The sequence below is a fragment of the Paenibacillus sp. OT2-17 genome (genome assembly GCF_009827695.1).
Taxonomy (GTDB): domain Bacteria; phylum Bacillota; class Bacilli; order Paenibacillales; family Paenibacillaceae; genus Paenibacillus; species Paenibacillus polymyxa_B.
This window is the reverse complement of record NZ_WUDQ01000045.1, coordinates 1-19,760: the sequence shown is the minus strand read 5'-3', so window position 1 is coordinate 19,760 and position 19,760 is coordinate 1. Positions and strand designations below refer to the sequence as shown.

The 19,760-nt window shown below is 49.1% G+C and carries 19 protein-coding genes; 18 read left to right on the top strand and 1 reads right to left on the bottom strand.

What is annotated here, in order from left to right; all coding sequences use genetic code 11:
• The 18 genes from purK to GRP75_RS09570 form a co-directional block, all read left to right on the top strand.
• Positions 1-1,145, top strand: a 1,145-nt coding sequence (gene purK / locus GRP75_RS09655; protein ID WP_160789191.1) for a 5-(carboxyamino)imidazole ribonucleotide synthase, incomplete at its 5' end; no start/stop codon positions are given.
• 2 nt (positions 1,146-1,147) lie between these two features.
• Complete coding sequence (gene purB, locus GRP75_RS09650) at positions 1,148-2,446, top strand: adenylosuccinate lyase (protein WP_013308794.1); 1,299 nt, start codon at positions 1,148-1,150, stop codon at positions 2,444-2,446.
• A 39-nt stretch (positions 2,447-2,485) separates the two neighbouring features.
• Positions 2,486-2,770 (top strand): hypothetical protein, encoded by a 285-nt coding sequence (locus GRP75_RS29185; protein ID WP_202404068.1) that lies wholly within the window; start codon positions 2,486-2,488, stop codon positions 2,768-2,770.
• Positions 2,771-3,193: 423 nt separating this feature from the next.
• Entirely contained in the window at positions 3,194-4,075 is an 882-nt protein-coding gene (locus GRP75_RS09645; RefSeq protein WP_025719826.1) for a phosphoribosylaminoimidazolesuccinocarboxamide synthase, read from the top strand.
• Between the two features lie 58 nt (positions 4,076-4,133).
• The gene (purS, locus tag GRP75_RS09640; RefSeq protein WP_013308797.1) at positions 4,134-4,379 is read left to right on the top strand and encodes a phosphoribosylformylglycinamidine synthase subunit PurS; all 246 of its coding nucleotides are present in this window, start codon (positions 4,134-4,136) and stop codon (positions 4,377-4,379) included.
• A gap of 4 nt (positions 4,380-4,383) precedes the next feature.
• Complete coding sequence (gene purQ / locus GRP75_RS09635) at positions 4,384-5,073, top strand: phosphoribosylformylglycinamidine synthase subunit PurQ (protein ID WP_023987050.1); 690 nt, start codon at positions 4,384-4,386, stop codon at positions 5,071-5,073.
• A complete protein-coding gene (purL, locus tag GRP75_RS09630; RefSeq protein ID WP_160789190.1) occupies positions 5,051-7,294 on the top strand; it encodes a phosphoribosylformylglycinamidine synthase subunit PurL in 2,244 nt (747 codons plus the stop codon). Before purQ ends, purL begins: the two co-directional genes overlap by 23 nt.
• Entirely contained in the window at positions 7,279-8,760 is a 1,482-nt protein-coding gene (gene purF, locus GRP75_RS09625) for an amidophosphoribosyltransferase (RefSeq protein WP_160789189.1), read from the top strand. The genes purL and purF overlap by 16 nt, the downstream gene beginning before the upstream one ends.
• Positions 8,761-9,502: 742 nt before the next feature.
• Positions 9,503-10,543: a phosphoribosylformylglycinamidine cyclo-ligase gene (purM, locus tag GRP75_RS09615; protein ID WP_160789188.1), complete on the top strand. Its 1,041-nt coding sequence runs from the start codon at positions 9,503-9,505 to the stop codon at positions 10,541-10,543.
• Positions 10,543-11,157, top strand: a complete 615-nt coding sequence (purN, locus tag GRP75_RS09610) for a phosphoribosylglycinamide formyltransferase (protein WP_160789187.1) — start codon at positions 10,543-10,545, stop codon at positions 11,155-11,157. Before purM ends, purN begins: the two co-directional genes overlap by 1 nt.
• 131 nt (positions 11,158-11,288) lie before the next feature.
• Complete coding sequence (purH, locus tag GRP75_RS09605; RefSeq protein ID WP_013308804.1) at positions 11,289-12,836, top strand: bifunctional phosphoribosylaminoimidazolecarboxamide formyltransferase/IMP cyclohydrolase; 1,548 nt, start codon at positions 11,289-11,291, stop codon at positions 12,834-12,836.
• A 71-nt stretch (positions 12,837-12,907) separates the two neighbouring features.
• A complete protein-coding gene (purD, locus tag GRP75_RS09600; protein ID WP_160789186.1) occupies positions 12,908-14,173 on the top strand; it encodes a phosphoribosylamine--glycine ligase in 1,266 nt (421 codons plus the stop codon).
• 125 nt (positions 14,174-14,298) lie between these two features.
• Positions 14,299-14,976, top strand: coding sequence for a TetR/AcrR family transcriptional regulator (locus tag GRP75_RS09595; protein WP_160789185.1), 678 nt, complete (start codon positions 14,299-14,301; stop codon positions 14,974-14,976).
• Between the two features lie 99 nt (positions 14,977-15,075).
• Entirely contained in the window at positions 15,076-15,933 is an 858-nt protein-coding gene (locus GRP75_RS09590; RefSeq protein ID WP_025723274.1) for a substrate-binding periplasmic protein, read from the top strand.
• Between the two features lie 85 nt (positions 15,934-16,018).
• A complete protein-coding gene (locus GRP75_RS09585) occupies positions 16,019-16,666 on the top strand; it encodes an amino acid ABC transporter permease (protein WP_013308808.1) in 648 nt (215 codons plus the stop codon).
• A 14-nt stretch (positions 16,667-16,680) separates the two neighbouring features.
• Positions 16,681-17,430 carry an amino acid ABC transporter ATP-binding protein gene (locus GRP75_RS09580; protein WP_081326331.1) on the top strand — a complete coding sequence of 250 codons (750 nt, stop codon included), beginning with the start codon at positions 16,681-16,683 and terminating at the stop codon, positions 17,428-17,430.
• A 54-nt stretch (positions 17,431-17,484) separates the two neighbouring features.
• The gene (locus GRP75_RS09575) at positions 17,485-17,910 is read left to right on the top strand and encodes an OsmC family protein (protein WP_023987060.1); all 426 of its coding nucleotides are present in this window, start codon (positions 17,485-17,487) and stop codon (positions 17,908-17,910) included.
• A gap of 183 nt (positions 17,911-18,093) precedes the next feature.
• Positions 18,094-19,347 carry a serine hydrolase gene (locus GRP75_RS09570; RefSeq protein ID WP_075153738.1) on the top strand — a complete coding sequence of 418 codons (1,254 nt, stop codon included), beginning with the start codon at positions 18,094-18,096 and terminating at the stop codon, positions 19,345-19,347.
• 40 nt (positions 19,348-19,387) lie between these two features.
• On the opposite strand, the gene GRP75_RS09565 is transcribed toward GRP75_RS09570, so the two are convergent.
• Positions 19,388-19,760: FecCD family ABC transporter permease (locus GRP75_RS09565; RefSeq protein WP_160789184.1), on the bottom strand; the 373-nt coding region annotated here is incomplete at its 5' end.

Below are 19,760 nucleotides of genomic sequence, written 5' to 3'. Positions count from 1 at the left end.
TCCGACCTCCTGGTACAACGATTGGACTTTTGGGAGGCGGGCAATTAGGAAGGATGCTTGTACTGGCGGGAACCAATCTAGGATATCGCTTTGTGACACTGGACCCTACACCGGATAGCCCATGTGGACAGGTGTCAGAACAAATCCGCGCTGCCTATGATGATGAGCATGCAGCCAGAGAGCTGGCTGAGCGGTGCGATGTGATCACGTATGAGTTTGAAAATGTGGACGCGGGTGTGGCTGCACTTTTGGAACAGGAATCCAGCGTTCCGCAAGGCAGCAGTCTTTTGTACACAACCCAGCATCGTCTGAGAGAGAAGCGTTCTATTGAAGCTGCTGGTGTCCCTGTCGCTCCGTATCGTGAAATCAGTAGTCCTGCGGATATGGTTCAAGCGGTAGCTGAACTGGGTGTACCGTGTGTGCTCAAGACAGCAGTCGGTGGTTATGATGGCAAGGGACAAGTGGTCATTCGCCAACCGGAGGAAGCCACGGCTGCCTACGAACAACTGGCAGGAGGCGGTGCAGAACTGGTATTGGAACAGTTCATCCGTTTTCGCTGCGAAATCTCGGTGATTGTAGCTCGCAGCACGAACGGTGAAGCCAAAGCCTTTCCACCTGCCGAAAACATTCACGTGAACAATATTTTGCACACGTCAATTGTGCCTGCGCGTGTGCCAGAACCTGTCCAGGAGGAAGCGCGAAAGTTAGCGCTGGCTGTGGCAGATTCGCTGGGTGCGGTGGGACTGCTCGCTGTGGAGATGTTTGTCACCGAAGATGGACAATTGTACGTTAATGAGTTGGCACCACGACCGCATAACTCCGGCCATTACACGATGGAGGGATGCGCGACGTCGCAATTCGAGCAGCACATACGTGCGATTTGCGGTTTACCCTTGGGCAGCACGAAGCTGCTGACTTCCGTCGTGATGGTCAATGTGTTAGGTGAGCATTTGGAGGACGTGGTTCGGCGGTTTGCGCAATCGGATGTTGAAGCTGAAAGATTGGATGTTGTACCCAAGCTGCATTTGTATGGAAAAAGTGAAGCCAAGCCAGGCCGAAAGATGGGACATATTAATCTATTGTGCCAGGATGCGGAACAAGCGCTGGAATGGATTGAACAAACCAATATTTGGGGGAATAAATAGTCATGATCGAACGCTATAGCAGACCGGAAATGAGAGCGATTTGGACGGAAGAAAATAAATTTAAAGCGTGGCTGGAAGTAGAGCTGTGTGCCTGTGAAGCTTGGGCGGAATTAGGGGTTATTCCAAAAGAGGATACTGTGGCTCTGCGTAAGAATGCAAGTTTTGATATTGAACGGATCTATGAAATTGAGCAGGAGACAAGACATGATGTCATTGCTTTTACCCGCACGGTGTCCGAAAGTCTTGGAGACGAGCGCAAATGGGTACATTATGGTTTGACTTCCACAGACGTAGTTGATACGGCACTGGGCTACCTGTTAAAGCAGGCGAATGAAATCCTGGAGCGCGATATCTTGAATTTTATTGAAATTTTGAAGGAAAAGGCATTGGCTTACAAGCACACACCGATGATGGGACGTACACACGGAGTACATGCTGAGCCAACAACGTTTGGACTGAAGATGGGATTGTGGTACGAGGAAATGAAGCGCAATCTGGAACGCTTTCGTTTTGCGGCTGACCAAGTACAATACGGTAAAATGTCCGGTGCAGTTGGGACATATGCCAACATTGACCCGGCCGTAGAAGAATTTGTATGCCGCAAGCTGGGCACCAAGCCTGCACCAATTTCTACACAGACGCTTCAGCGCGACCGTCATGCCGAATACATGGCAACATTAGCGTTGATCGCCACATCGTTGGACAAATTTGCTACAGAAGTCCGTGCTCTGCAAAAGAGTGAGTTCCGTGAGGTGGAAGAAGCTTTTGCCAAAGGTCAAAAAGGTTCTTCTGCGATGCCGCATAAACGCAATCCGATCGGCAGTGAAAACATCTCTGGCCTGGCACGCGTGATTCGTGGGCATATGGTATCTGCGTATGAGAACGTAACCCTGTGGCATGAACGCGACATTTCGCATTCTTCCGTAGAACGCATCATTCTGCCGGATGCAACGATGCTGTTGAACTACATGCTGAACCGTTTTGGTAATATCGTAAAAAATCTGACGGTCTTCCCTGAAAATATGAAGCGCAATATGGCCCGTACGTACGGCGTACCGTTCTCCGGTCGTATTATGACCAAGCTGATCGACAAAGGCTTTAGTCGTGAAAAAGCTTACGATACTGTGCAGCCGCGTGCTATGCAGGCGTGGGAAGAGCAACGCCAATTCCGCGAAATCGTCGAGGCGACCCCGGAAATTACTGCCGTGCTCAGCGCAGACGAAATCGAGGACGCGTTCAACCCAGCCTGGCATCTGAAGAACGTGGATACGATCTTCAAAAAGCTGGGATTAGGGGAGTAGGAGGGAAGGTTGGTTGGCGCTTGGGAGGGTATAAAGAGCGTGATGAGGCCGCTGCGCGAACGGATCATTCTTCCGATTGCTGTTGCCCCTGGATTCCTGGATTGGAATAAACCTGTAAAGGTTGGTATCCAGAGGCAAAGGCAAGCGCTAACGCTTCTCCAGAACGATTCCGTCCGCTCCGCTGCTTCCAGCACCAACCTTCATGAGGGAGCAGAACTAGGGGTGGTGCGGCACATAAGATGCCGCACCACCCCGAAGAACGATAGAAAAGCGTGTTCCACTGCTTTTCTATCGCAAAGCAACGTGCTCGTGAGGGCTACCTAATTTGCGTAGCAAACAGCCCGCGGTCCTCACGAGCACGCGCAGGCTCAAGAAGCGAAGCCCAATGCTCGCTGCATGGCATGCCGTGCTACGGCCACGGGCCGAATGGTTTGGCGGTATGTAGACGCTGAATCACGGTCGAGCTGTAAGCGGCATAAAACTTGTCGCTTAGAGTCGGAAGCGTTAATACATTGTTAATACGTAAAAACGTCGATCTGTACTAACGTAAAAGCGTTGCTGGATGAGGGCTTGTGCCAACAAGCCTTCATCCAGCGGAACGCGCTCACTCCACCGTAGCTCCAGTAACCCGCCATCCCCTGCTCACTAGCTAACCCTTGCGGGAGTCCCGAGGGCAGCAGCCCTGGGTGTCCTCCCTGAGGGGAGGATTTAGGAGGGGGAATACTCTTTTGAAAGAGGTGTAATGAAATGTCATTGTCTACTGCCGAAGGTCTGATCCATGCGCCGCTCTTGTACAAAGGCAAGGTGCGTGAACTGTATGATCTCGGAGAGCATTTTCTGATTGTCGTGACGGACCGAATTTCGGCTTTTGATTATGTGTTAGAGCCGCCCGTGCCCGAAAAGGGGAACGTGCTGAATAAGCTCAGCGCTTTCTGGTTTGAGCAGACGAAAGACTTGTTGGAAAACCATGTCGTGCACACCGATGTGAACAAGCTCGGGCATGTGATCGACGAACAGAATAAAGAGTTGCTGAAGGACCGTATCATGGTCACGCTGAAGGCTGAACGCATCGACATTGAGTGTGTGGTGCGCGGATATATTACCGGAGGCGGCTGGCGTCAGTATGAGCAGAACGGTGAGGTGAACGGCATTCCATTGCCAGAGGGGCTGCGTAAAAATGAGCGCTTTCCCAAGCCTTTATTTACACCGGCTGCAAAAAATGATGTTGGACACGACGAGGACATTTCTCTCCATCAGATGAAAGAGCTGGTCGGGGTTGAATTGACAGGCGAGCTTGAAGAAAAAAGCCTGGCGTTGTACGAATTTGCACGTGCTTTCTGTGAGAAGCGGGGGATTATTTTAGCCGATTGCAAGTTTGAGTTTGGTCTTGTTAACGGTAAGGTGATTTTGATTGACGAAATTTTCACTCCAGATTCATCCCGTTTTTGGGCACAGGAAAAGTATGAGCTGGATGTTGAGATTGACAGCATGGACAAGGAGCCGGTACGAAGCTATTTGGCATCATCCGGTTGGGACAAGAATAGCAAGCCCGATCCGTTGCCTGCTGAGGTCGTAGAAGAAACAACTGCAAGATATACGGATATTTGGCGGCGTCTGACGGCACAGTAAATAGTAATCATAATTCAACCAATAGGATTCACTCATTCGGAGGAGGAACTGAAGGAACATGATGAAAGCAACAGTCTATGTCACGATTAAGCAAAGCGTTTTGGACCCGCAGGGGGTTGCGGTGCAAGGCGCACTGCATTCTATGGGTTTCGGAGAAGTGGACAGCGTCAGAATTGGTAAGTATATGGAATTGAATCTGGATACAACAGACCGCGAGAGTGCTGAAAAGCGCATCATTGAGATGTGCGAAAAGCTGTTGGCCAACACGGTCATTGAAGACTACCGCTACGAACTGGAGGGCTGATTCCATGAAATTTGCAGTTCTGGTTTTTCCGGGCTCCAACTGTGATATTGACTGCTATAAGGCGGTAGAGGACACGGTCGGTGAACCTGTCGATTATGTTTGGCATACTGCGACGGATCTGTCGCCTTATGATTGTATTCTTGTTCCAGGAGGCTTCTCCTACGGGGATTACCTGCGTTGCGGCGCGATTTCCCGGTTTGCTCCGGTGATGAAGGAAGTAGCCAAAGCGGCTGCCGAGGGGAAATACATTTTAGGTATCTGTAACGGTTTTCAAATTCTGACTGAAGCTGGGCTGCTGCCAGGCGCTTTGCGCCGTAATCTGTCGATGAAGTTCCGTTGCCATGATACGGTGTTGAAGGTTGCGAATAACCAAACACCTTTTACAAAAGATTACGCTGCTGGTGAAGAGATCGTCATTCCGATCGCCCACGGCGAAGGCAACTATTACTGTGATGATGAGACGCTGGCTCGCTTGCAGGCGAATAACCAGATCGTATTTACGTATAGAGATAATCCAAACGGTTCCGTGACGGATATCGCAGGGATTTGTAATGAACAAGGAAACGTGCTGGGCATGATGCCTCATCCGGAACGCGCGGTGGACGCATTGCTCGGAACGGATGACGGCAAACGTATGTTTACATCTATTTTGAATGCTTGGAGGGATCGACATGGCGCAGCAAGTGTCCGCTAAGGAACCGACGGCAGAGCAGGTTGCCGAACATAAACTGTATCAGCAGATGGGTGTATCGGACAGTGAATATGCGTTGATCTGTGAATTCATGGGACGTCAGCCGAATTATACGGAGATTGGCGTATTCAGTGTCATGTGGTCAGAGCATTGTGCTTACAAAAACTCTAAGCCGTTGCTGCGTCGTTTTCCAACGAGCGGTCCGCGAGTTCTGATGGGACCCGGCGAGGGCGCAGGCATTGTAGATATCGGTGACAACCAAGCGGTTGTATTTAAAATCGAAAGTCATAACCATCCGTCGGCTGTGGAGCCTTTTCAAGGGGCAGCGACTGGGGTAGGCGGTATCATCCGTGATATTTTCTCCATGGGTGCAAGACCTGTCGCGGTGTTGAACTCTCTGCGTTTTGGGAAGCTGGAGAGCGACCGTGTGAAATATTTGTTCGAGCATGTGGTATCTGGTATTGCGGGATATGGGAACTGTATCGGTATTCCGACTGTAGGTGGCGAGGTTGTATTTGATGAAAGCTACGAAGGCAATCCGCTCGTTAATGCAATGTGTGTCGGACTGATTGACCATGATAAAATCCAGCGTGGTGTTGCTAAAGGGGTCGGTAACCCGGTGTTCTATGTGGGCCCGCCGACAGGTCGTGATGGGATTCACGGAGCGACATTCGCATCGGTTGAGCTGACAGAGGAATCTGAAGCGAACCGGACTGCGGTTCAAGTAGGCGATCCTTTTATGGAGAAGCTGGTTATGGAATCATGTCTGGAACTGATCGACAGCGGTATTGTGCTGGGTATTCAGGATATGGGTGCCGCAGGACTTACCTGCTCCAGCGCGGAGATGGCGAGTAAGGCTGGCAACGGCCTGGAGCTGTATCTGGATCAGGTACCGCAGCGTGAAGAGGGCATGACACCTTATGAAATGATGCTGTCCGAATCACAGGAACGGATGCTGTTCGTAGTAGAGCCTAAGGATGAAGCACAGGCACTGGAAATTTTCGAGCGTTGGGGTGTTATTTGTGCCAAGGTCGGTAAAGTGACGGATGACGGTCGTTTGCGTTTGTTCCATCACAATGAAGTGGTCGGAGATATGCCAGTGACGGCGCTGGTTGACGAGTGTCCGATTTATGACAAGCCTTCCGAAGTCCCTGCTTATTATGAGCAAAATGCTGCTATTGACACACTGCGTTACGCTGAAGTGACGGATTTGAACGGTGCGTTGAAAAAGGTGCTGTCTTCACCAAGTGTAGCCAGTAAGAAATGGGTATACGAGCAGTATGACTACATGGTTCGCACGAGTACAGCCGTTCGTCCGGGATCGGATGCAGCTGTTGTGACTGTGCGCGGAACTCGTAAGGGGCTCGCCATGACGACAGATTGTAACGGACGTTATGTATACCTTGATCCAGAGGTGGGCGGACGGATTGCAGTCAGCGAAGCAGCGCGTAACATTGTATGCTCCGGCGGCGAGCCGTTGGCGATTACGGATAACCTGAACTTCGGTAACCCTGAAAAGCCGGATATTTTCTGGCAAATGGAAAAAGCCGTGGACGGTATGGCAGAAGCTTGCCGTGTACTGGATACACCTGTCATCGGGGGCAATGTCAGCTTGTACAATGAAAATGCTAAAGGCTCCATCTATCCGACGCCTGTTGTCGGTATGGTAGGTTTGGTACATGATACAGATCATATTACGACACAAGGCTTCAAAGCCGAAGGCGATGTAATTTTCCTAGTGGGGGAAACAAAGGCCGAGCTGGGAGGCAGTGAGTTCCAAGCTGTCGTACACGGTGTATCCGAGGGACGCCCGCCTGAGCTGGATTTGAACGTAGAGAAAAAACTGCTGACTGCGGTACTGGGAGCGATTCAAGGCGGATTGGTACAATCTGCGCATGATTTGGCAGAGGGCGGATTGGCTGTAGCGCTTGCGGAATCCGGGATTAGCGGCGGATTGGGAGCACAGGTCAACGTAGAAACGAGCTTGCGTCCTGACCATGCTTTGTTTAGCGAAAGCCAATCCCGTATTTTGTTATCTGCATCGCCGGATAAAGCGTCTGCTCTGGAAGCACATCTGCGTGGTTTGGAAGTGCCAGTTACTGTATTAGGAAAAGTTGAAGGATCACAATTGACAGTTGAGGTGAACGGACAACCCGCTTTGAACGAGGCAGTCGCCAGTTTGAAGCAAATCTGGGAGGATGTCATTCCATGTCTGATGAAATAACAGCACGGACGTTGTGGACTGGAGATTATTATAATGAAGGCTCTGGTAAAGAGGGGCTGTTTGATAAATTAAAAGAGGAATGCGGCGTATTCGGTGTGTATAGACACTCCGATGCCGCTTCTCTAGCCTATTACGGATTGCATGCACTCCAGCATCGCGGGGAGGAAAGTGCAGGCATCTGTGTGAGCAGTGGCGACGAGTTCCATTATCATCGTGGAATGGGGCTTGTAAAAGAAGTATTCAATAAAGATTTGATGGCTTCGCTGACAGGCGATATTGCCATAGGACATGTGCGCTACTCGACAAGTGGAGACAGTAAGCTAACGAATGCACAGCCTTTGGTGTTCAAGTATCGTGATGGAGACCTAGCGGTAGCTACGAACGGGAATATCGTGAATGCTTTGCAAATTCGGCATGAGCTGGAGCAAGGCGGGTCTATTTTTCAAACGACCAGCGATACCGAAGTAGTTGCGCATTTGATCGCAAGGTCGTCCAAGGATTTGGTGGAGGCCGCGAAAGATGCATTGAAGCGTATTGTCGGCGGATTTGCTTTTCTCATTATGACCAACGATAAACTGCTGGTTGCTTCTGATCCCAACGGCTTGCGCCCGTTGACGATGGGCAGATTAGGTGATGCATACTTGTTTGCATCCGAGTCCTGTGCTTTGGAAACGATTGGGGCAGAGTTGCTGCGCGATATCGAGCCAGGTGAGCTGTTGGTGTTGGACAAAAATGGACTGCATGAAGATCGTTACACGGAAGAAAAGCACCGTAAAGCGCTATGTGCAATGGAATATATTTATTTTGCCCGACCTGACAGTGACTTGAATGGTTCTAATCTTCATGCTGCACGCAAAAGAATGGGTAGCCAGATGGCGCTGGAAGCTTTTGTTGATGCAGATTTGGTTACCGGTGTACCGGACTCCAGTATTTCGGCTGCGATTGGTTATGCAGAGCAGACAGGTATTCCTTATGAACTGGGCATGATTAAAAATAAATACACTGGACGTACCTTCATTCAGCCGAGCCAGGAGCTGCGCGAGCAGGGTGTGAAAATGAAGCTGAGCGCTGTACGCCGTGTTGTTGAAGGTAAACGAGTCATTATGATCGACGATTCTATCGTCCGGGGTACTACGTCCCGTCGAATCGTAAATATGCTGCGGGATGCGGGGGCGTTGGAGGTACATGTTCGTATTACCTCACCGCCTTTCAAAAACCCGTGCTTCTATGGCATCGACACGCCGGATCGCCGGGAACTGATCGCTTCGTCCAAAACCGTCGAGGAAATTCGTGAGGAAATTAACGCCGATTCGCTCTACTTTATGAGCGCTGAGGGTTTGATTGCCGCTGTAGGCGGATATAACGAACAGGATTACAAAGGCGGCTTGTGCCTAGCCTGTTTCGATAATGATTACCCGACTCAGGTAGATTTCAAAGGTGAAGAAAAGTTCGGATGTAGTTGTTGAGAAAAGGGAACAAAAGAGATACAGGTGGTGTATGGTACTAGTACGAATTGAAGGCGGTTCTGAGGGGGCCACTCCGCGTGTGGAAGGTTCTTCCGATCGCTGTTGCCGCTGGATTCCTGGATTGGAATAACCCATTACAGGGTTAGAATCCAGCGGCAAAGGCGAACGCTTTCGCTTCTCCAGAATCCTTCCACCCGCTCCGTTCCTCAGGTGTGCAGCATTTTGCAGCAGTGACTGTACCTCTTCTGTTCCCACGGGGAAGAGGATAGGAAAGGCAGTTAAAAACTCATGGCATAACTATTTCATGCCATGAGTTTTTAACGGAGCGGTGACTCACAAAAAGTCACCCTGCTCTTATAAGGTTGAGCCAGCGAAGCGAAGCTCAACAGCAGGCAAGGCGAAGCTGCCTGCCTCAAACCTGAGGGCTAGAAAGTAAGCGAGCCTCTGGCGCTGCTTACTTCCCAGCCCTGGCACGTCCCCGCCTTTGCGAAGCAAACAGCCCGGGACGTGCCCCGCCGCCACTGCATAGGCGGCCTCGCACTAAAGCGTGTCCTTTGTATTCGCGGGTATAGCCCACGAATACAAAGGACAACACGCGACTCACAGCACGAACCAACCACCAAGCAGCACCCAACCTTACACATCTGACCGACTCTTGAGGGGTCCAGGGGGAGCAGCCCCATGGAATCCTCCCTGTTAGGGAGGACTTAGGAGGGTCAATCATTTGAAGGAGTGTTCATGAATGTCCGAAGCATACAAAAACGCAGGGGTAGATATCGCTGCCGGTAATGAAGCAGTAGAACGGATGAAAAAGCACGTTAAACGTACCTTCCGTCCCGAAGTGCTGACGGACTTGGGCGGATTCGGTGCGTTGTTCGGCCTGAATAAGGATAAGTACGAGGAGCCTGTACTCGTTTCCGGTACCGATGGTGTCGGCACGAAGCTGAAGCTTGCTTTCGCAATGGATCGTCATGACACCATTGGTATTGACGCGGTTGCGATGTGTGTAAACGACATTATCGTCGGGGGCGCGGAGCCACTCTTTTTTCTGGATTACCTCGCTTGTGACAAGGTTGTGCCCGAGAAAATCGAAGCTATAGTCGCTGGAATTGCAGAGGGTTGCCATCAATCGGGCTGTGCGCTGGTCGGCGGTGAAACTGCAGAAATGCCAGGGATGTACAGCGAGGGTGAATATGATATTGCCGGATTCACGGTAGGGATTGTAGATAAAAGCAAAATCATCAACGGTAGCTCTATTGCTCCCGGAGATACCGTTATCGGACTGGCCTCCAGTGGAGTTCACAGTAACGGCTTCTCACTGGTTCGCAAGCTGTTATTGGAACAGCAGGGCTATGATTTGCATGATGAAATCGAAGGCTTGAACGGCAAACTGGGCGATGTACTGCTGGAGCCGACGAAAATTTACGTGAAATCCGTTTTGGCATTGCTGGACAAGGTAAAAGTAAAAGGCATGGCGCATATCACAGGTGGCGGTTTTATTGAAAATATCCCTAGAGTGTTACCGGATCACGTCAATGTGGATATAGAATACGGCACTTGGCCGATTTTGCCAATCTTCCAGCTCATGCAGGAAAAAGGCGCAATCTCCAACAAAGACATGTTCACAACCTTTAATATGGGAATTGGAATGGTAATCGTTGTAGGCGAAGAGCATGCACAGACTGCACTGGAAGTTCTGAAGAAACAGGGCGAAGCCGCATATGTGATCGGAAAAGTAACGGAAGGCAGTTCTATCGTGACCTTTATGGGAGCCGAGGTGTAATGAACGAGTACCGGATTGCTGTTTTTGCATCAGGCGAGGGGACGAATTTTCAGTCATTGGTGGATGCGGCTGCACGAGGAGAACTGGGCGGCGCCTCGGTAGAACTGCTCATCTGTGACAAGCCTGCGGCTCCTGCCGTAGCTAGAGCACAGAAAGCTGGAATTGCGTGCCATACTTTTCGACCCAAGGAATATCCTTCTCGAGAAGACTATGAGCGTGAACTGGTGACTTTACTGGATAAGAAATCAATTGATCTCATCGTGTTAGCTGGCTACATGCGTTTGCTATCCAGTGTCATGGTTGATGCCTACGCAGGAAAAATCATTAATATTCATCCGTCACTACTTCCGGCATTTCCAGGGAAAGATGCTGTTGGACAGGCATTGACCTATGGGGTTAAGGTAAGTGGCGTCACCGTTCATTTTGTGGACGGGGGCATGGATACGGGTGCCATTATTGCCCAGCGTGTCGTGGAAGTTGACGACCATGATACAGCGGAATCCTTATCCGCAGTCATTCAATCCGTTGAACGTCAGCTATATCCAGAGGTAGTTGGCAAATTGGCCCAAGGCAAAATCCAATTAAATGGTCGCAAAGTGATTTCACTTCTCTAAGAATGATTGTAATTTGTCATATCATTGTCATATCAAGGATGCTGTACAGGCATTTTCCGATATTTCTCGGGAAATAAAATGATAAAAGAGAATTTTGCAAAATTTCTGAAAGAGCTAAAGGAGGAGACAGGGTGAGTATTAAAAGAGCGCTCGTCAGCGTATCGGATAAGCGGGGGATCGTGGAATTTTGCCGCGAGTTGTCCAAATTGGGTGTGGAGATCGTTTCGACAGGGGGAACGAGCAGCTTGTTGTCGAAGGAGGGCATTCCCGTCATCGGCATTTCAGAGGTAACGGGTTTTCCTGAAATTATGGATGGACGTGTTAAAACACTCCACCCTGCGGTACACAGCGGCTTGCTGGCTGTTCGGGATAATGAAGAGCATCAGCGTCAGATGAAAGAACTTGGATTGGGTTATATAGATCTGGTCGTTGTGAATCTGTATCCTTTTGCGGAAACGATTGCCAAACCCGGTGTAACTTATGAGGACGCGATTGAAAATATCGACATCGGCGGTCCAACGATGCTGCGTTCTGCGGCAAAAAATCATGCTTTTGTCAGTGTGGTGGTCGATGCTGATGACTATAGCACAGTGTTGGAGGAAATCCGTAAGGATGGCGATACGGAGCTGAATACCCGTAAGCGTTTGGCCGCAAAAGTTTTCCGTCATACGGCGTCATACGACGCTTTGATATCCGATTATTTGTCGAATGTGACAGGCGAGCCGTTGCCTGAGCGTTACACTGTAACCTATGAAAAAATTCAGGATTTGCGTTATGGCGAAAATCCGCATCAGCAGGCGGCATTTTACCGTGAGCCATTGGCGGCAAAGGGTACACTGACAACAGCGAAACAACTTCACGGCAAAGAGCTGTCTTACAATAACATCAATGATGCTAATGCTGCTTTGCAAATCGTTAAAGAATTCAGCGAACCTACAGTAGTAGCAGTTAAGCATATGAATCCTTGCGGTGTAGGAATCGGCGGCAGTATTTATGAAGCGTACAGCAAGGCGTATGCAGCTGATCCAACCTCGATTTTTGGTGGCATCGTAGCGGCTAACCGGATTATTGATGGTGATACAGCGAATAAGCTGAGTGAGATCTTTTTGGAAATTGTACTGGCACCGGGATTTACGAAAGAAGCATTGGAGATTTTAACGAAAAAGAAAAATATTCGTTTGCTTGATCTGGGTGAGCTTTCCCGGTCTGAACAGGCAGAGAGCCGTTTCGTCGTGACTTCCATTGAAGGCGGCATGGTAGTTCAGCAAAATGACATTCACGCTGTAGACTCGGATGCACTTACAGTTGTAACGGAGCGGGCACCATCCGAGGAAGAACTGAAACAGCTTTTGTTTAGCTGGAAAGTGGTTAAGCATGTGAAATCCAACGCCATCGTACTGGCGGCAGATAATATGACCATTGGCGTAGGCGCAGGACAAATGAACCGTGTCGGTGCGGCCAAGATTGCTATCGAGCAGGCCGGTGACAAAGCAAAAGGTGCCGTACTGGCATCCGATGCATTTTTCCCGATGGGCGATACGTTGGAGTTGGCAGCTAAAGCAGGCATTACAGCAGTTATTCAGCCGGGCGGCTCCATCAAAGACGAAGAGTCCATCAAGGTTGCTAACGAATACGGCATTGCCATGGTCTTTACAGGCGTACGTCATTTCAAGCACTAACTTGTATGAGTTGAGGATGCAACAGCATTTTCACCTGAACAATCTTAATGGGAGCGGGAGGAATCACCTGAATGGATATTTTGGTTATCGGAGGGGGCGGCCGTGAACATGCAATTGTATGGGCGCTGAAGAAAAGCCCCAAGGCCGGACAAATCTATTGTGCACCAGGCAATGCTGGTATCGGACAGTTAGCGGAGTGTGTGCCGATTCCGGTGAGTGACTTTGACGCGCTGACAGAGCTGGCGGAATCCAAAAAGGTAGGACTTGTCGTGGTTGGCCCCGATGATCCGCTGGCAGATGGCATTGTGGATGCATTTGAAGCGAAAGGCATTCCAGTCTTCGGACCGCGTAAAAATGCAGCGGAAATTGAAGGCAGCAAAATCTTCATGAAGGATTTGCTCCATAAATATCATATTCCGACAGCAACCTATCGCAAGTTTTATACTTACGAGGAAGCACATGCATACTTGAAGGAGCAACCGATCCCAGTCGTCATCAAGGCAGACGGACTGGCGGCAGGCAAAGGGGTAACGGTCGCGTACTCGATGGAGGAAGCGGAAAAGGCTCTCTCTGACATTATGGTGACCAAGGTGTTTGGTGAAGCCGGGGCACAAGTCGTGATCGAGGAGTTTCTGGCTGGTCAGGAAATGTCGATTCTCTCCTTTGTCGACGGTGAAACGGTTCGTCCGATGGCTGCGGCGCAAGACCACAAGCCAATTTTTGATGGTGACAAAGGCCCGAATACAGGTGGCATGGGTACGTATTCTCCGTTGCCTCACATAGCCAATTCCATTATTGAGGAAGCTATTGAGACGATTATTAAGCCGACGGCCAAGGCCATGGTTGCTGAAGGGCGTCCGTTCCGAGGTGTATTATTTGCCGGATTGATGATTTCGCCGGATGGCAAGCCAAAGACCATTGAGTTTAATGCACGTTTCGGTGATCCGGAAACTCAAGTGGTTCTGCCTCGTTTAAAATCCGATCTGCTCGATATATTTCTTGCTGCTGTAAATGGCACGCTGGATCAGGTGGAGATTGAGTGGAAGGATGAAGCGGCGGTGTGCGTGGTGCTGGCATCCGGAGGTTATCCTGGAGCTTACGCCAAAGGCGTACCTATCCACGGATTGGAACAGGTAGACGAAGCCATTGTGTTCCATGCTGGAACAGGCATCAACGAACAGGGTGAGTGGGTAACGAACGGCGGACGTGTATTAGGTGTGGTCGGCTTGGGACGTGATATTACCGGGGCACGGAACAAAGCTTACGAACAGGCGGATCGTATTACCTTTGAAGGTAAACAAAACCGTACGGATATTGCGGCAAAAGCATTGCTGTAGCAGTAATATATAGGATAAAGAGAACCTATGTGGAGGTTCTCTTTTTTCGTTTGACAAAAGTATACTTATCCTATAGGATTAAAAATACAAAACTGACTGACTGATCAATCGGGAGGAGGAAACCCATGCAGCCACGGAAGGCGAAGCAGTCCGAGACCGTCTCAAATGACCAACCTGCCGAGCACGCGGGAGAAGAAACAGACCGCAGAACACAGCTTCTTCACATAGCATTGAAGCGGTTCGCCGAGCAGGGTTACCATCAAACGAAGATTTCAGATATCGTGGTAGAGGCGGGAGTAGCCCAAGGCACGTTTTATTGGCATTTTAAAAGCAAAGAGGCACTGGCGCTGGAGATTATCGCTACCGGTCGTGAACAACTACTGTCAGCGATTGGACAGGGATATCGCCGTGATGCGGGAACGCTGGCTGATATGGTTAAGGCATCGGAGGCGCTGTTTGTTCGGTTATTTGATTTTGCATTGGAGAACCGCTATCTGATGGGTTTGCTGCTGATCGGCAGCGGTGTCGATGAACCGGTGCGCCAGAGTATCCGAGAGACAAGGGCCGCGATGGAGCAGGCATTCCGGCGCAATATGGAAAGAGCGATCGAGCTGAACATGTTGCCTGCTGAATTGGATGTCGAATTAAGGGCGGCACTACTCATGAGTATGATCGAAGGTGTCATTACACGCTGGCTATTCGGTTCAGAGGGAACACATGACCACATCACGCAGATAACTGCTAAAAGATTGGCAGCAGAGGCGGCTAATTTTGAGTTTTATGGACTATTAGGTCAAAGCTAGATGTGCAACATCGCATGAATGGGGCGTTGGCAACAAATAATATAGCCAAATCACATAGAAGAACTCAATCATTTACATCCAGACAGGAGAGAACGATACATGAAAACACGTAAAAAAGGGTTCTTGGTAACTACACTCATGGCTCTGGCATTGTTCAGCCTTGTGCTGAGCGCTTGCGGTACTAAGCCAGAAGCTTCTAATACTAGTAATGGAGCGGGTAGCAGTAATGTGGCAGCGAGTAACCAGCTCGAAGCAATCAAGAAGGCTGGTGTAATTAAGGTAGGTATGATGGGCACCTATCCGCCGTACAATTTTTTGAACGACAACAAGGAATTGGATGGATTTGATGTGGATATCGCCAAAGAATTGGCGAAGCGGATTGGAGTGAAACCGGAGTTCACGGCACAAGAATTCTCGGGACTGGTTCCAAGTTTGCAAAAGAAAAAATTCGATGCAGTGATTAGCCAGGTGACGATCACAGAGGATCGTAAGAAGGCCATTGACTTCACAGAACCTTATATCACAAACAATGTAAACATTATCGTAAACAGCAAAACAAATGATATTACCAAGCTGGAGGACTTTAAAGGCAAAACCATTGGTGTCGGCTTGGGAACGAATGATGAATCTTATCTGCGGAATGAAGTACTACCGAAGGTAGGCGATTTTGAGATTAAAACGTATGATGATGTCATTACTTCCTTAAAGGATCTAAACTCTGGTCGTATTGACGCAACAATCAACAATCTGTATGCTCTCAAGCCGATTATCGATAAAAACGGGTTCCAAATTAAAGCCGTAGGCGAGCCGATTAAATCGGATCAAGCGGGTGTAGCCATTAACCAGAAAACTCCTGAGCTTAAAGAAGCTTTGAACAAGGCTTTGAAGGAAATGAAGGAAGACGGCACTTACAAAACAATTTTCAAAAAATGGTTTGGCGAGGAGCCAAAAGAATAACGTAAGCCTGTTAGAGGCGTCTGGCTCCAGTCTTGGCTTTTATGCTGACATGGGGCCACTCGTCTGAAAGAAGGGAATATAACCGATGCTTGAATTAATGTGGGAGAACGTCCCTTTTTTATTAAAGGGTGCTTATTATACGCTATATATTACGATTGTCTCTATGTTTTTTGGCCTAATTATTGGTTTGGTTGTTGCTGTGGCCCGGTTGAAGGGGAATCGACCCGTTCGATGGCTGGCGCGCATGTATGTATCGATCATTCGGGGGACGCCGGTTTTGGTGCAGATTGCGGTCATTTATTATGGACTGGATGATTATGGCATATCATTCGGATCGCTGACGGCTGCTTGTCTGGCACTCAGTATTAATACAGGGGCGTACTTATCGGAGACGTTCCGTGGAGCTATTTTAGCCGTACCCCAGGGACAGACCGAGGCAGCTTATGCGACGGGAATGTCGCCCGGTCAAACGATGTGGCGCATTATTCTTCCTCAGGCGGTACGCATTGCAATTGCACCGATGGGGAATACATTTGTAGGTATGCTTAAAGAAACGTCGCTGGTGTCGGTTATCGGGGTCAGTGAATTGATGCGACAGGCACAGCTTTTACAGGCACAGTATTTGCTCTACATGCCGTTTCTGCTCGAAATTGGCCTGATGTACTGGATTATGAGCATTGGATTCTCCGCTATACTGGAGCGGGTGGAAAAGCGTCTGGCTCGAGCTTATTAAGGTGGAGATGATAGATGATGATAACAACAAACGGATTAGGTAAACGATTCGGACAGGTAGAGGTTCTGAAAAGCATTGATTTTCAGGTTGCCGCTCGTGAAATCGTCGTATTACTCGGCCCGAGCGGCTCAGGTAAAAGTACCTTGCTGCGCTGCCTGAACGGTCTGGAAGAGCTGTCTTCCGGCAAGTTTGAGGTGAATGGGATTGAGGTAGATGCTACGGCTCCCGTTCGTGTCCGCCAAGCAGCCATTCGTGATATTCGCAAACAGACGGGGATGGTGTTTCAGCAATTCAATCTGTATCCGCACAAAACCGCAATCGGCAATGTCATTGAAGGACTGCTGACAGTAAAAAAAATGCCGCGCGACAAGGCTATCTCCATCGGACAACGGTTGTTGGAGCGGGTGGGGTTATCGGATAAGCAGGATGTACATCCTTCACGTCTGTCCGGTGGACAGCAGCAACGGGTAGCCATTGCACGTGCGCTGGCGATGGACCCGGCGATTATGCTGTTCGACGAGCCGACATCGGCGCTTGATCCCGAGCTGGTAGGGGAGGTGCTGGGTGTTATGCGAGAGTTGGCTCAAGACGGAATGACGATGGTCGTCGTTACTCATGAGATGAAATTTGCTCGCGAGGTGGCAGACAAGGTTATATTTATGGCAGATGGTATCATTTTGGAGGAGGCAGCGCCACAGGCGTTTTTTGACACTCCCCAGCATGAGAGAACACAGAAATTTTTACGCCAAATCAGTGAGTTTTAAAGTAAGATCGAGGATAAATCATAGATTATTAAGATGGAAAGAAGGCCTTTGAACATGAAAGTATCTACAACTTGGCACGGCAAACGCGCGTTTACTTCGGAGGGACCATCCGGTTATTCTGTAGGGATGGATGCTACGGCGGCTTATGGCGGTGATGGTAAAGGGATGACACCCATGGAACTGCTGTTGGCAGGTCTGGCAGGATGTATGGGGATCGATATCACAATGATTTTGGATCGTTTCTTGTCGGACATTACTCGTATTGATATTGACGCAGAAGGTACGCGCAAGGAAGAAATGCCGACAGGCTTTACAGCGATTGATCTGACATTCCATGTAGATGGAGATATTCCAGATTACCGCGTATGGAAAGCGATTCAGATGGGTAAGGAAAAATATTGTGCAGTATCCGACTCCTTAAAAGCGGAAATTCGGATGCACCTCATATTGAATGGAACCGAAGTACCCTATCCAGCATAAGTGTCGAAGGGTAATGAAAGAGAGTCAGCCTGTATTATGTACAGGAGGCTCTCTTTTTTATGTTATTTGAAAATATGACACGTAATGAAACTTTTTGTACTGTGTTTTCGTTTAAAATAGAAATTGAAATATAAAAATGGGAAAATAAACCTGTGTATGAAGTGTATACAGGGGGAGGTTATAGTGAAACGAAAGCGCCTTATCATAGTAGCAACTATTTTGGCTACAGTGCTCATCGTTATGGGAGTGGCAACAGGATTACTATCTTTCATGCAGAATCAAGTGGCTAATCCCCCGAATACCGTCCGGCCCACAACTGCGATTGCAGCCGAGGTTGAGGGTGAAACAAAGGAACAGGATGCTGCCACGCGTTTACTTCATTTTGTGGAGGAGAATGCAGAAAAAGTTTCGATTACGATTCTGAGAGATGAAAAAAAGCTGGCAGGCCAAGAGGAAAACCGGATGATGCCTTTGGCGAGCACCGTCAAAACAATCATTGCGATCGAATATGCCAAGCAAGCGGCGGTGGATCAGATCAACCCGGATGACAGAGTGAAGCTGATTTCGCTGGAAAGGTTTTATTTGCCGGGTTTGGATGGTGGTGCTCATACGGCGTGGCTACAGAATATGGAGGCTAAAGGGCGGATACAGAATGAAACTGTATCTGTACGAGACGTCGCCAAGGGGATGATTCAATTTAGTTCCAACGCCAATGCGGAGTATTTAATGGACAAACTGGGGGTGGATGCGATCAATCGGACGAGAGCCAAAATGGGGCTGCAAAATCATGATCCCATTTATCCGTTTGTATCCTCCATTTTGATTCCCTACGAATGGATGAAGGAGAGACAAGGTGAGAATTGGAATAATACAAAGAATAATATTTCTGCCAAAGAAGCCATTCAGGCGATGTCGGACACGGAGTTTCGCCGATATGCCCGCGTGATTCATAACAAGCTGCGCCGTGATGTGAGTGGTTCTTACAAGAAAAACGCAGATATTGAGACCTGGTATGATCAGGATTATGACCGTATTAATACGGATCGTTTTATAGCTTCAACGACAGCCGATTATGCCTCTTTAATGAGTAAGCTGAACCGCCGTCAAGGGTTCACAAAAGCTGAGCAAAAGTTATTGTCCGAGGTCATGGAGGAACCATTTATGGTTCTTCCTGAAAACCAGCAATTCCTGAAACATACTGGGCAAAAAGGAGGCTCCACGGCTTACGTTTTGACACTGGCAATGTATGCGACAGATAAGGAAGGGCATTCGACAGAGCTAGCTGTCTTTTTTAACGATTTGGACCCTAGCACAAATGCCAGCTTTCCTGAAATGATAAATGTTTTTAAAAAGAGGTTACTACATGATGAATCGTTTAGAAAAGAAGTTAATCGGCGTATCGGTGTACAGGTAGCGCTGCTAAACGCTAGAGTATAGTACTGCGTTTAGCAGCGCTGCGCAACTTCTTATCCTAATCCTATCCGCTGCCTTTTTGTTTGCGTTCCCGCAGCAATAGATACAGAAAATATGGCGCGCCAATGACGGCTGTCACGATGCCAGCGGGAATTTCGAGCGGCGGCTTCAGACCTCGTCCCAGCGCGTCAGCAAGGACGAGAATCAGGGCGCCGATCATCGCCGAGCCGGGCAATAGATAGCGGTGGCGATTCCCAAATAACCGCCGTGCCAGATGCGGTGCCAGCAGTCCGATAAAGCCGATGGAGCCGATGGCAGCAACACAGGAGGCAGCCAAGGCGACTGACACGGCTAGCAGTCCTGTACGCACGCGTTTCACGCTAAGTCCCAGCCCAGCAGAGCTTTCTTCATCTAGGCTCATAATGTCGAGCTTACGC